Source organism: Pseudomonas sp. CFBP 13711, from assembly GCF_014842265.1.
Lineage (GTDB): Bacteria > Pseudomonadota > Gammaproteobacteria > Pseudomonadales > Pseudomonadaceae > Aquipseudomonas.
The window spans coordinates 184899-198689 of record NZ_JACYVI010000007.1; the positions used below are offsets into that span (position 1 = coordinate 184899).

At 60.5% G+C, this 13791-nt stretch carries 8 protein-coding genes; 3 read left to right on the plus strand and 5 right to left on the minus strand.

The features are described from left to right. The first annotated feature begins 440 nt into the window (after nt 1-440). Both IFT47_RS15200 and gbdR read left to right on the plus strand, forming a co-directional pair. Nucleotides 441-1817, plus strand: coding sequence for an L-serine ammonia-lyase (locus tag IFT47_RS15200; protein ID WP_192171152.1), 1377 nt, complete (start codon nt 441-443; stop codon nt 1815-1817). Nucleotides 1818-2279: 462 nt separating this feature from the next. Continuing rightward, a complete protein-coding gene (gene gbdR / locus IFT47_RS15205) occupies nt 2280-3383 on the plus strand; it encodes a choline metabolism transcriptional regulator GbdR (RefSeq protein WP_192171151.1) in 1104 nt (367 codons plus the stop codon). 37 nt (nt 3384-3420) lie between these two features. Here gbdR and IFT47_RS15210 read toward each other — a convergent pair whose 3' ends face one another. Beyond that, nucleotides 3421-3687, minus strand: coding sequence for a hypothetical protein (locus tag IFT47_RS15210; RefSeq protein ID WP_192171150.1), 267 nt, complete (start codon nt 3685-3687; stop codon nt 3421-3423). A gap of 330 nt (nt 3688-4017) precedes the next feature. On the opposite strand from IFT47_RS15210, the gene IFT47_RS15215 reads away from it, so the two are divergent. Beyond that, a complete protein-coding gene (locus IFT47_RS15215) occupies nt 4018-4857 on the plus strand; it encodes a 23S rRNA (adenine(2030)-N(6))-methyltransferase RlmJ (protein WP_192171149.1) in 840 nt (279 codons plus the stop codon). A gap of 339 nt (nt 4858-5196) precedes the next feature. On the opposite strand, the gene msrA is transcribed toward IFT47_RS15215, so the two are convergent. From msrA to aceE, 4 genes are all read right to left on the minus strand, one after another. After that, entirely contained in the window at nt 5197-5859 is a 663-nt protein-coding gene (gene msrA, locus IFT47_RS15220; RefSeq protein WP_192171148.1) for a peptide-methionine (S)-S-oxide reductase MsrA, read from the minus strand. Nucleotides 5860-5989: 130 nt separating this feature from the next. After that, complete coding sequence (locus tag IFT47_RS15225) at nt 5990-8683, minus strand: putative bifunctional diguanylate cyclase/phosphodiesterase (RefSeq protein ID WP_192171147.1); 2694 nt, start codon at nt 8681-8683, stop codon at nt 5990-5992. Between the two features lie 368 nt (nt 8684-9051). Next, nucleotides 9052-10722 (minus strand): dihydrolipoyllysine-residue acetyltransferase, encoded by a 1671-nt coding sequence (gene aceF, locus IFT47_RS15230; RefSeq protein WP_192171146.1) that lies wholly within the window; start codon nt 10720-10722, stop codon nt 9052-9054. A 146-nt stretch (nt 10723-10868) separates the two neighbouring features. Then, the gene (aceE, locus tag IFT47_RS15235) at nt 10869-13514 is read right to left on the minus strand and encodes a pyruvate dehydrogenase (acetyl-transferring), homodimeric type (RefSeq protein ID WP_192171145.1); all 2646 of its coding nucleotides are present in this window, start codon (nt 13512-13514) and stop codon (nt 10869-10871) included. Between the last annotated feature and the right edge of the window lie 277 nt (nt 13515-13791).

Sequence of the window (13791 nt, forward strand, 5' to 3'; positions counted from 1 at the left end):
CGCAGCTGATGCGTTTTCTGGTGTCGGCGAGTCAAGTTGGGAAAACCGCTCCATCACTGCGTCTGGCGATTGAGTCGACAACGATCATGTAACAGGGAAAAACAAACGCCTACAGGGGGCGTCGTATCCAGTACACAGGGCGTCGTATCCAGTATCAGTGACGTCGCTTACAGGTTTTTTCCCTGCTCGCCGAATGATTCCCGGGACAAAAGCAGAGTGACGATACGGCAAAAAGTGCCGGAATCGGCAGCCGATCGTGTTCATGTACCGGTTAAAGCAGACGCGACGTTGGTGGGCATGGGTGAGTCGGTGTGAGACGCCGCCCTGCAAAACAAAAGGCTGATGATGCCGCCATCTCGATGGATCGCTACGTGAGCGTAGCAGCTCCATCGCCGGCCGCGCGGCGCGCCGGGAGCCCTGTTTTCGGAGGTTTGCGGTCAATGGCAATCAGCGTGTTCGACCTGTTCAAGATCGGTATCGGCCCTTCCAGTTCCCACACCGTCGGCCCCATGCGCGCTGCCGCATTGTTCGTTCAGGGCCTGCGCGAACGCGATCAGCTGGAGCAGGTGAACCGCGTGGAGGCGCGGCTGTATGGCTCGCTGTCGGCGACCGGCGTCGGCCATGGCAGCGACAGCGCCGTGATCATGGGCCTGATGGGCGAATGGCCCGACGCGATCGATCCGTCGCTGATCGGCCAGCGCATCGCCGAACTGCGTGAAACCGACACTTTGAAGCTCAATGGCGATCACCCGATTACTTTCGTCTGGCAGCGCGACATGCTGCTCATCGACGAAAACCTGCCGTTCCATCCCAACGCCATGACGCTGGTTGCTTTCAATGAGCACGGTGAGTTTCATCGCGACACCTATTACTCAGTGGGCGGCGGTTTTGTCGTCGATGAGGCCCAGGCGGCGAGCGGCGTGCTGGATCGCGACGAAACCGTGCTGCCCTATGATTTCTCCAGTGCGGACGAACTGCTGATGCTCTGCGAAACCCACGGCTTGCGGGTGTCGCAACTGATGATGGAAAACGAGAAAGTCTGGCGCAGCGAAGATGAAATCCGCGCCGGGCTCATGCACCTGTGGCGGGCCATGCAGGCGTGTGTCGAGCTGGGGTTGAAGCACGAGGGTATTTTGCCGGGCGGCCTGAACGTGCGTCGCCGTGCGGCGCGTCTGCACCGCAGCCTTCTGGAGCTGAACAAGCCGAACGTGATTGGCTCGACGCTGAGCGCAATGGAGTGGGTCAACCTGTTCGCGCTGGCCGTCAATGAAGAAAACGCTGCCGGAGGGCGCATGGTCACGGCGCCCACCAACGGCGCGGCTGGGATCATTCCGGCGGTGCTGCATTACTTCGTCAAATTCAGCGACGAAGTGAGCGAAGCCAACGTGGTCGATTACCTCTTGGGCGCCGCGGCCATCGGCATTCTGTGCAAGAAGAATGCATCGATCTCCGGCGCCGAAGTCGGCTGTCAGGGCGAGGTCGGTTCCGCATGCGCCATGGCGGCGGCCGGGCTGGCGGACATCCTGGGTGCCACCCCGGCGCAGCTGTGCAACGCGGCGGAAATCGGCCTGGAACACAACCTCGGCCTGACCTGCGATCCGGTGGGCGGATTGGTTCAGGTGCCGTGTATCGAGCGCAACGCCATCGCTGCGGTGAAAGCCATCAACGCCGCGCAAATGGCCCTGCGCGGCGACGGCCAGCACTTTATCTCGCTGGACCGGGTCATCCGCACCATGCGCGATACCGGCGCCGACATGCACGACAAATACAAAGAGACGTCCCGCGGCGGGCTGGCGGTCAGCGCTGTCGAATGTTGAGTCGATAACGCCCGCTGCCAGGATAGAAGCAGGTGCATCCGTAGATGGCTGCTCGCTTTTCGCTCACGCCGCACTGAGCCCGCTACGTTTTGGCGCGCGCTTCCCCCTTGAGCTGGCGCGATGCCATCTGAATCCGTAACCCATGGCTACCCGCCGATCACCCCATGCGTCGGGTGACACTCCCGGACCGTCTGCCGATTCGATGGTTCACACAAGTGCTACGGAATTGCTCATCCCGCCCGCCGCGTCTGCGGCTCAGCGTCCCTCGGGGTCGCGATTTGAATCGTCATGTCGCTGCCGAATAGACGCTTCGCGACGTCGCAATCAGGGGTTGTTGAATGCCCATTCAACTTTAGGCATGGCATTTGCGTTGCAATGACAAAGCTCTCCACAGATGAGGGCGATACAACAAGAGCCTCCTGCCGGGGCCATCAACCGTTTTACGCGTGAGGAGAAATTGTGATGACTTCGTTCAACTCCGGGGCTCAACCCCAGAACCGTACGCCCCAATCCATCGGCTTCCTGCTGCTGGACAACTTCACATTGATCTCCCTCGCGTCAGCGGTCGAGCCACTGCGTATGGCGAATCAGTTATCAGGCCGCGAGCTGTATCGCTGGACCACACTGACGGCGGATGGCGGCCAGGTCTGGGCCAGCGATGGTCTGCAGATCACCCCCGATGCCGCCATGCACAAGGCGCCGGTGCTCGACACCGTGATCGTCTGCGGTGGCGTCGGCATTCAGCGCACCGTCACCCGCGAACACGTCAGCTGGCTGCAGAGCCAGGCGCGTCAGTCCCGTCGTCTGGGGGCGGTGTGCACCGGCAGTTGGGCATTGGCCTGCGCAGGCTTGCTGGACGGGTTTGATTGCAGCGTGCATTGGGAATGCCTGGCCGCGATGCAGGAAGCTTTCCCCCGCGTTGCCATGAGCACGCGCCTGTTCACCCTTGACCGCAACCGCTTCACCAGCTCGGGCGGCACCGCACCGCTGGACATGATGCTGCACCTGATCAGCCGCGATCATGGACGTGAACTGTCTGCTGCCATCTCGGAGATGTTCGTCTATGAACGCATCCGCAACGAACAGGATCACCAGCGTGTGCCGCTCAAGCACATGCTGGGCACCAATCAGCCGAAGCTGCAGGAAATCGTGGCGCTGATGGAAGCCAACCTGGAGGAGCCGATCGATCTGGATGAACTCGCGGTTTACGTCGCCGTGTCCCGGCGTCAGCTGGAAAGGCTGTTCCAGAAATACCTGCACTGCTCGCCGTCGCGCTACTACCTCAAGCTGCGCCTGATCCGCGCCCGCCAGCTGCTCAAGCAAACGCCGATGTCGATCATCGAAGTGGCGTCGGTCTGCGGCTTCGTGTCCACGCCGCACTTCTCCAAGTGCTACCGCGAATACTTCGGCATCCCGCCACGGGACGAACGCGTCGGCTCCAACACCGCGCAGCAGGTGGGTATGTTGCCGATCCCGCAGTCGATCGTTCTGGCGCCGTTGTCCGGGCCGCTGTCGGCGCTGAGTCAGGCGCGTAATGAATCGACGTTTGCGAGCGTGCGGTTGTAGGGCAACGTGCCTTTCCTTATCACCGCGTAAGGTTATCTCAAGCCTGCGCCTGGCCCTGTTTGTAAGTGGCCAGCGCCGGCAACAACTGCTGATCAATCGCCTGGCGCACGGCTGGCAAAATCGTTGCGCTGCCGCTCAGCAGTTTCTCGACCAATTGCCGCAATGCCCGAGCGCGATCGTCATTGAGGCCGCGCACCGCCTGTGCGCACGCCTGTTCCGCGCTGAGGCCGGAGGGTACTTCAAGACCGATCGCCCTGAGTTGGCTGATCAGGTCGTCCTGGTCGATGAGGTCTGCGTGCATCATGACGTGCGCTCCGTTCTTGAGGTTGGCCTGATTCTGGTGGTGCGCGCGTGAGCTCGGCAAGCGCTCGCGTCGCAGATGTCTGGCATACGCATCAGTGTGTCGTTTTCGGCTATGTAACCGTTTAGTTCATTTGGCATAATCGCCCCACTTACATTGCGCGAGCTACGGTTTGGTCACCCTCTGGCCCGCGCAGATGCCTCACCCCGGTTTTGTAACGGCTTAACCGGGGATTTTTTTGCCTGTCGTTTGGGCTCCTTCGAGCGGCAGGGCATGAGCGGTCTGCGCAACGTCGGATGGTTTGATAAACTCCGCAGCCTTCCAGGAGCCGCCATGAATTACCGTCACGCCTTCCACGCCGGCAACCACGCCGACGTTTTCAAACACATCGTTCTGACTCGCTTGATCGCGCTCATGTCGCGCAAAGAGCAGCCACTCGCTTACCTCGACACTCACGCGGGCATCGGCCTGTATGACTTGCAGGGCGATCAGGCCACGCGCACCGGCGAATGGATCGAAGGCATTGGCCGTCTGTGGGATGCCGAAGACGTGCCTGAAATGGCGGCCGGTTACATCGACGCGATCCGTCACATGAACCGCAAGACCGGCGAACTGCGTTACTACCCGGGCTCTCCCGAACTGGCCCGCCGCCTGACCCGCGAACAGGACCGCGTGCTGCTCAACGAAAAGCACCCTGAAGACGGCGCGCTGCTTAAAGACAACATGAAATACGATCGCCGCGTCGCCGTGCACCTGGGCGAAGGCTGGCACGTGCCCCGGGCCTTACTGCCGGTTCACGAGAAGCGCGCAGTGATGCTGATTGATCCGCCGTTCGAGCAACTGGACGAGATGAAGCGCTGCTCCGTCGCCCTCAAGGAAACCATTGCGCGGATGCGCCAGACCGTTGCGGCCATCTGGTACCCGATCAAGGACCAGCGTGCGCTCAAACGTTTCTATCAGGAACTGGCCGAAACCGGCGCACCGAAACTGCTGCGGGTCGAGTTGTTCGTGCATCCGCTGGACACACCCAACAGCCTCAACGGCTCCGGCCTGGCGATCGCCAATCCGCCATGGGGGCTGGAAGAAGAGTTGCGCGAGCTGATGCCATGGCTGGCGAAGACGCTCGGTCAGACCCAGGGCGACTGGAAGATGGATTGGCTGATTGCGGAGTAACCGCTCTTGGTTTCTGCGGCGCGACGGCTTACGTCTTCCCGGCTAAAGCCAGTCCCACTGACAGCACGCGTAGTGTCAGCGGGATCAGCTTTAGCCGGGAAGAGGCCAGGAAGTGATGCAGCGGACACCGTTCATGTGGGAGTGAGCTTGCTCACGAAGGCGGCATCTCAACCGCTGACTATTTAGCGGATGTAATGGCCCATTCGCGAGCAAGCTCGCTCCCACAATTCGTTCATCTGCCGGAGGATCGGCGATGTCTGCCTCCCCCGGCCAAGGCAGCCTTTGCCGATACCAGGGATGCCAGCGGGTCCAACGCGGCCGATCCCTCTATGGGGTAACTCAGTTCCCCGCCAGGCTCGGCGGCATGCAGACGCCGGTGCCGCCAATACCGCAGTAGCCCTGGGGGTTCTTCGCCAGGTATTGCTGGTGATACGCCTCGGCGAAGTACACGGTGGGCGCCTGATCGATTTCGGTGGTGATGTCCCCAAGACCAGCCTTGGCCAGTTCGGCCTGGTACACCTCGGCGCTGCTTTTGGCCGCCTGCAGTTGTTCCGGCGTTGTCGCGTAGATCACCGAGCGGTATTGGGTGCCGATGTCGTTGCCCTGCCGCATGCCCTGTGTCGGGTTATGCAATTCCCAGAACATTGCCAGCAGTGCTTCGTAGCTGACCTTCGCGGGTTCGTACACCACGAGGACCACCTCGGCATGGCCCGTCAGGCCCGAGCAGACTTCTTCGTACGTCGGGTTTGGCGTGAAGCCCCCCGCGTAACCCACAACAGTGCTGACCACACCTTCTTTCTGCCAGAAGCGACGTTCCGCACCCCAGAAGCAACCCAGGCCAAAGATGGCGAACTCGACGTCATTAAAGAACGGACCCAGCAGCGGCGTACCATTGACGAAATGGGTTTCTGGCAGGGCCATGGGTGTTTCGCGCCCTGGCAGTGCCTGCTGAGCGGTTGGGAGAGCGTTTTTATTCACAAGAATTTCCGAGCGCAAGACCATGAGGCACATCCTCTCTGGGGCAGGACAACCGACATGCGTTGTCAGTGAAAACCGTATATGGGGTCAGAATCGACTGATGCAAATGCAGGGCGGCAAGTGTGCCGCACTGATGTAATGCGGGGAAGGGGGCTTAGGCCAGTGGGCCGCGCGGGTAGCGACGCAGTTTCTCGATCAGCTCTTCGCCCGGAATCGGCTTGTCGAACAGATAGCCCTGACCGACATCACAGCGATGGCGACGCAGAAACGCCAGCTGTGCCGCCGTCTCGATGCCTTCGGCGACCACGGTCAACTTGAGGTTGTGGGCCATGGCGATGACTGCCGAGGTGATTTCCATGTCGTCCTGATCATCCGGGATGTCCCTGATGAAGCTGCGGTCGATCTTGATCACGTCGATGGGGAATTTCTTCAGGTAACTGAACGACGAATAACCCGTACCGAAGTCATCCATCGCCAGGGTCAGGCCTAGCGTCTTCAGCGACTCAAGCTGCAGGCGCGTGTCTTCGGTTGCCTCCAGCAGCAAGCCTTCAGTCAGTTCCAGTTCCAGCAGCGACGGGTCGAGCTGTTCGTCACGCAGAATACTAGCCAGCGAGGAGACCAGCTCCGGATCGGAAAACTGCTTCGGCGACACGTTGATTGCCACATGCAGTTTGCCGTAACCGGCAGCGGTCAGTTGCTTGCTCATGCGGCAGGACTGGCGCGCGACCCACTTGCCGATCGGGATGATCAGGCCGGTCTCTTCGGCGACGCTGATGAACTGGTCCGGGCGGATCATGCCTTTTTCCGGATGATTCCAGCGCAGCAACGCTTCCATGCCCAGCAGACGGCCACTGCGCAAGCACAGTTTGGGCTGGTAAAAGACCTCAAGTTCGTTCTGCGTCAGCGCGCGGCGCAGGTTGTTCTCGACGAACAGCTTGTAACTCGCCTCGGCGTTCAGCGCTTCGGTGAATACCTGCACCTGATGCTTGCCGTTGGCCTTGGCCTTGTGCAGCGCCAGGCCTGCGTTCTTCATCAGCGTCTGCGGGTCGCGGCCATGGATCGGCGCGCAGGCCAGCCCCACCGAACCGGTCACGCTGATCAGCTGATTGTCGACGAACATGGGCTTGTCCAGCGTGCTCAGCACCTGGCTGGCGACCCGTTGGCCCTCCTCGGGACTGGTGTCGTCGAGCAGTACAGCGAATTCGTTACTGGCGAAGCGCGCCAGAATGCCGGTCGGGCTCAGGCTATTGCGCAGGCGGCGAGCGAGGCTGATCAGCAGCTTGTCGCCAGTCTGGTGGCCGAGGCTGTCGTTGATACGCTTGAAGTTGTCGATGTCCACCAGCAAAAGACTGATCGGCGTGGCGACGTCGCGGGCAAAGTGCTCGTCCAGGGTGCGGATGAACGCCGGACGGTTGCCCAGACTGGTCAGATTGTCGGTGTACGCCAGGCGCTCGATCCGCTGCTGGGAGAGCTTGGCCTGGGTGATGTCTTCGTAGATGCCGATGTAATGGGTCAGCTCGCGGTTGTCGCCGTAGACCTTTGAAATCGACAGCTGGCCCCAGTACGGTTCCAGATTTTTGCGTCGGCTCTTGAACTCGCCCTGCCAGCTGTTTCCGTTGACCAGACTGGAGTTCGCGTCGAGGAGCAGCGCGCTGAGATTTTCCAGCGCCGGCAGCTCCGACAGGCGATGCCCGTGAACCTCATCGGCCGGGTACTGGGTGATCTCGGTGAAGCTCGGGTTGACGTACTCGACCACGCCGTCACGGTTGACCAGCAAAAACGCATTGGCGCTTTGCTCCACGGCACGCTGAAACAGGTGCAGGGCGCTGGTGGCGGTGCGGCGGTTGTGGTTGTTGATGGCGTGGGCAAACTGATCGGCCAGCTCACCGGCAAAAGCAATCTCATCAGATTGCCATTCCCGTGGCGTACCGGTCTGCTCGAGGCACAGCACACCCACCACCTGGCCATCGATGCGCACGGCGGCGTCGAGAATGGCAGTGATGTCCTGGGTCCGCAGTCGCTGAACCAGCTCGCGCGTACGCGGATCCTGCTCGACATCGTTGACGTCGATGGCGCGGCTGGTGTGCAGCACGTCCAGGTAGCTGGGGAATTCGCTGATGTCGATCGCGTCGGTTTTGGGGAACGTGCTGGTATCGCGGCGATACTCGGCAATCGGCTCAAGGGTCTTGCCGCTGAGGTTCCACAGGCTGGCGCAGGAGATGTTGTAGATCTCGCAGGCGCTTTTGGTGATCAGCTCTGCGGCTTCCTGCAGCGAATTGTTCGAACTGTAGCGATGGCGCGCCAGGCGCAGAATCAGGCTTTGCTGTGCGCGGACCCGTTCAAGATGCAGCAACTGTTCGTGCTGGGCGCGTTGATTGAGCTCCAGCGCGATCTGCAGACGGGAGTTCTGTACTTCCAGATCGGGGCTGATGATCAGTTCGCCGGGCTCGATCTGCGCCTCAACCACCATCAGGTAGCCGCGTAACAGATGCCGGTTGTGTTGCTTGTACCCTTCACCGATTTCCACCAGATTCAATGGGCCGCGCGTCGTGTGCAGGGTGTAGCGGATCAGGTAATGGGCGCTGCCGGCCAGTTGCATCTGCACGGCGTCGTGCAGTTGATAGCGCGCTTCGGGCTCCATGAGGCTGGCGTAAGGCGTACCCACCAGCGCGCAAAGTTCGACGGCGGGCATGCTGAATTGCTTTTCGCAGTTCGGATCCAGATAGAGCATGGCCCAGCTGGGTTCATTCAGCCGCTCGAAACGCAGCATGCCGAGCCGCGAGGGCACCGGTAATTGCGTCACGACCTCGGCCGCCGGTCTACCGGCAGCATCAGGTTGGCTTTTCATGAAGGAACTCGCTTTCAGGGTGCTGTCGCGCACGGGCAAGGAGCCCGTCTTTAAGTCGCGTGCCGCAAGGTTGCATCATGGCGAACGGGCTGACAAGTCAGCGCGATGGCTTAGTGCTATAAATCTGTCGGCAGACGGTTGATTTACTGGAGGTAATTGATCGGATTGTCAGGGTGAGGGTCGAGCGGCTGGTGTTTGTGCATGATCAGTTATCGGCAGCGCGATCGAATACTGTAGGGCCTTTGTAGCCGCTGATGAATCCATTTTAAAAGGGCAAAAAAAGCCCCGCCAGTGAGCGGGGTTGAGGTACGAGCGTGGCAGCTCGAGAAAACGAAGGCCCGTTTCGTGAGAAACGGGCCTTGTACGGCTTACAGCAGGATCGTGCGGATGTCCGCCAGCAATTCGCTCAGACGCTTGGTGAAGCGCGCTGCGGCGGCGCCGTTGATCACGCGGTGATCGTAGGACAGCGACAGCGGCAGCATCAGGCGGGGCTGGAATGCCTTGCCGTCCCAGACCGGTTGCATGGTGGCCTTGGACACGCCAAGGATCGCGACTTCCGGCGCGTTGACGATCGGCGTGAAGCCGGTGCCGCCAATGTGGCCCAGGCTGGAGATGGTGAAGCAGGCGCCTTGCATGTCGTTGGCCGACAGCTTTTTGGAGCGTGCCTTTTCCGCCAGCTCGGCCGCTTCGGCTGCCAGTTGCAGCAGGCTCTTCTGGTCGACGTTCTTGATCACCGGGACCAGCAGGCCTTCCGGCGTATCCACCGCGAAACCGATGTTGAAGTACTTCTTGCGAATGACCGCTTTGCCGCTTGGCGCCAGCGAACTGTTGAAGTCCGGCAGCTCCTTGAGCATGTGCGCGCTGGCCTTGAGCAGCAGCGGCAGAATGGTCAGCTTGACGCCGGCTTTTTCGGCCACGGCTTTCTGCGCGATACGGAAAGCTTCCAGGTCGGTGATGTCGGCCTGGTCGAATTGCGTCACGTGCGGAATGTTCAGCCAGCTGCGGTGCAGACCGGTTGCGCCCAGTTGCATCAGGCGGGTCATTGGCACTTCTTCGGTTTCGCCGAAACGGCTGAAATCGACTTCCGGAATCGGCGGGATGCCCATGCCGCCGGCAGCGCCGCCAGCAGCAGGCGCGTCCTTGGACTTGGTCATGATCGATTTGACGTACGCCTGGACGTCTTCTTTCAGCACGCGGCCATGTGGGCCGGTTGCCGAAACAGCGTTCAGCTCGACGCCAAACTCGCGAGCCAGCTGACGAACAGCCGGGCCAGCGTGAACCTTGGCGCCGTTGTTCGCAGGTGCAGCGGCTGGCGCAGCTGCTGGAGCAGGCGCGCTTTCAGCTTTCGCAGCCGGAGCCGCAGCGGGCGCCGGAGCAGCCGCTTCCGCCTTGGCCGGAGCCGGGGCAGCAGCTTGTGCAGGGGCGGCAGCCGCTGCAGCACCCGCCACTTTCAATTTCAGGATCAGGTCGCCGGTACCGACTTCGTCTTCGACCTTGACGCTGATGCTTTCGACAACGCCTGCGGCGGGAGACGGGATCTCCATCGAGGCTTTGTCGGATTCCAGGGTGATCAAGGATTGATCAGCTTCGATGCTGTCGCCCACTTTGACCATCAGCTCGATGATGCGAGCCTTGCCTGACGAACCGATGTCCGGAACGTGGATATCCTGAACGGTATCCGACGCAGCAGGTGCAGCCGCTGCGGCAGGCGCCGCTTCGGCTTCGGCCGGCTTCTCGGCAGGCTTTTCAGCAGCAGGGGCAGGCGCGGCAGCAGCAGGTGCAGCAGCCGGCTCGGCCGCCGCTTCGCCTTCCACTTCCAGCTCGAACAGTTCGTCGCCTTCTTTCAGGCGGTCGCCCAGCTTTACTTTCATCGCCTTTATGACACCGGCTTTAGGCGCAGGGATTTCCATGCTTGCCTTGTCCGACTCCAGCGTCAGCACGCTCTGGTCAGCTTCGATGCGATCACCGACCTTGACCATCAACTCAATGACTTCACCTTCACCGTTGCCGATGTCGGGTACTCGAATTAACTCACTCACAATGTCTCTCCTTAGGAGAACCTGTTCCTCGACTGCGCCGATTCATCTGCGACGAAACAGCCTGGATGCTCATTTACCGAAGTAAATTCCGCATCGGCGGCTGTTTCGCGCACCTTTCAGCGCTCTATTCGATCGTTACGCAGACCTTAGCAGTCCAGCGGGTTGCGCTTTTCAGGATCGATGCCGAACTTGGCAATGGCTTCCGCCACGACTTTAGGTTCGATATCGCCGCGATCGGCCAAGGCTTCCAGGGCGGCCAGCACCACGAAGTGACGGTCAACTTCGAAGAAGTTGCGCAGCTTCTTGCGGCTGTCGCTACGGCCGAAACCGTCGGTGCCCAGCACCTTGTATTCCTTGGTCGGAACCCACTGACGGATCTGGTCAGCGAACAGTTTCATGTAGTCGGTCGAAGCGATCACCGGACCTTTACGGCCATTGAGGCATTCTTCAACGTAGCTCAACTGTGGCTTCTGACCCGGCTTCAGGCGATTGCTGCGCTCTACGGCCAGGCCGTCGCGACGCAATTCGTTGAAGCTGGTGACGCTCCAGACGTCCGCACCAATGTTGAACTGCTCGCGCAGGATCTTCGCCGCCTCGCGTACTTCACGCAGGATGGTGCCCGAACCCAGCAGCTGCACGTGATGTGCGGCTTCCTTGGTGTCTTCTTCCAGCAGGTACATGCCCTTGATGATGCCTTCCTCGGAACCGGCCGGCATGGCAGGTTGCGTGTAGGACTCGTTCATCACGGTCAGGTAGTAGAAGACGTCCTGTTGTTCTTCGAACATCTTCTTCATGCCGTCCTGAATGATCACCGCCAGCTCGTAGCCGTAGGTGGGATCGAAGGTGCGGCAGTTCGGGATGGTCGAGGCCAGGATGTGGCTGTGACCGTCTTCGTGCTGCAGACCTTCACCGTTCAGGGTGGTACGACCGGCGGTGCCGCCGATCAGGAAGCCACGGGTGCGGCTGTCGCCTGCAGCCCAAGCCAGGTCGCCGATACGCTGGAAACCGAACATCGAATAGAAGATGTAGAACGGAATCATCGGCTGGTTGTGGCTGCTGTACGAAGTACCTGCCGCGATGAACGACGACATCGCGCCGGCTTCGTTGATGCCTTCCTCGAGGATCTGACCTTTCTTGTCCTCGCGGTAGAACATCACTTGTTCTTTGTCGACTGGCTCGTACAGCTGGCCTACGGACGAGTAGATGCCCAGCTGGCGGAACATGCCTTCCATACCGAAGGTACGGGCTTCGTCCGGGATGATCGGAACGATGCGCTGACCCACTTCCTTGTCCTTGACCAGTTGGGTCAGGATGCGGACGAAGGCCATGGTGGTGGAAATTTCGCGGTCGCCGGAGCCGTCGAGGATCGCCTTGAGGGTTTCCAGTGGCAGGGTCGGCAGGCTGAAGCTCTGCGAACGACGCTGTGGCACGAAGCCGCCCAGTGCAGCACGACGCTCGGCCAGGTAACGCGCTTCGGCGCTGCCTTCTTCCGGCTTGTAGAACGGCAGGGCTTCGAGCTGATCGTCCTTGACCGGGATGTCGAAGCGGTCACGGAAGTGACGCAGGCTGTCGACGTCGACCTTCTTGGTGTTGTGCGCGGTGTTTTTCGCTTCACCGGCGCCGGTGCCATAACCCTTGATGGTCTTGGCCAGAACCACGGTCGGCTGACCCTTGTGGTTCACCGCTTCGTGGTACGCCGCGTAGACCTTGTACGGGTCGTGGCCGCCACGGTTCAGCTTCCAGATTTCGTCGTCGGACATATCCGCAACCATCGCCTTGAGTTCTGGCGAGTTGAAGAAGTGTTCGCGCACGAAAGCGCCGTCTTTGGCTTTGTAGTTCTGGTATTCGCCGTCGATGACTTCGTCCATGCGGCGTTGAAGGATGCCGTCGACGTCTTTGGCCAGCAGTGGGTCCCAGAAACGGCCCCAGATGACTTTGGTCACGTTCCACTGAGCACCGCGGAACACGCCTTCCAGTTCCTGGATGATCTTGGCGTTGCCGCGAACCGGACCGTCCAGACGCTGCAGGTTGCAGTTCACGACGAAGATCAGGTTGTCGAGCTTCTCGCGACCGGCCAGGGCGATGGCGCCCAAGGATTCCGGCTCGTCGGTCTCGCCGTCGCCCAGGAAGCACCAGACTTTCTGCTTGCCTTCAGGGATATAACCGCGGTGCTCCAGGTACTTCATGAAGCGCGCCTGGTAGATCGCCTGAATCGGACCCAGACCCATGGAAACGGTCGGGAACTGCCAGAAGTCTTTCATCAGCCACGGGTGCGGATAGGACGACAGACCGTTGCCATCGACTTCCTGACGGAAGTTGTTCATCTGGTCTTCGGTGATGCGCCCTTCCATGAACGCACGGGCGTAGACGCCTGGCGATGCGTGACCCTGGAAGTAGATCAGGTCGCCGCCGTGTTCGTCGGTCGGGGCCTGGAAGAAGTAGTTGAAGCCGATGTCGTACAGGGTTGCACTGGAAGCGAAGCTGGAGATGTGGCCGCCCAGATCCGGGTCGCCGATGTTGGTCTTGACCACCATCGCCAAAGCGTTCCAACGTACCAGCGAGCGGATGCGGCGTTCCATGAACAGGTCGCCGGGCATGCGTGCTTCGTGGGTAACGGGGATGGTGTTGCGGTAAGGCGTGGTGATGGCGTAAGGCAGTTGCGAACCACTTCGTGTGGCCAGCTCACCCATACGGGTCATCAGGTAATGAGCACGGTCTTCGCCTTCTTTGTCGAGAACCGATTCCAGGGCGTCCAGCCATTCCTGGGTTTCGACGGGATCGAGGTCTTGCATGGCTTGCTCCAGGGCGGAAAGGCTTCCAGAATCGGTTGCCTGAGTTTGTTGCGACTGGCCTTGTGGGCAGACGATATAAAATTCTTGGATGACCGGATGGGTCCCCGGCGTTGTGTAGTTTTACTACAAATCTCGGGCTAATTCAGCTTTTTGACTTGTATATACAGTAGTAAAACTACAGCTGAGCGACGTTTTCACTCGTGGTGCAGTGTCCGTTAAAGCAGGGTTCTCAGTGTAAAAATCTGACGAATCGCCGGACCTGTCATGCTGAAAGCCA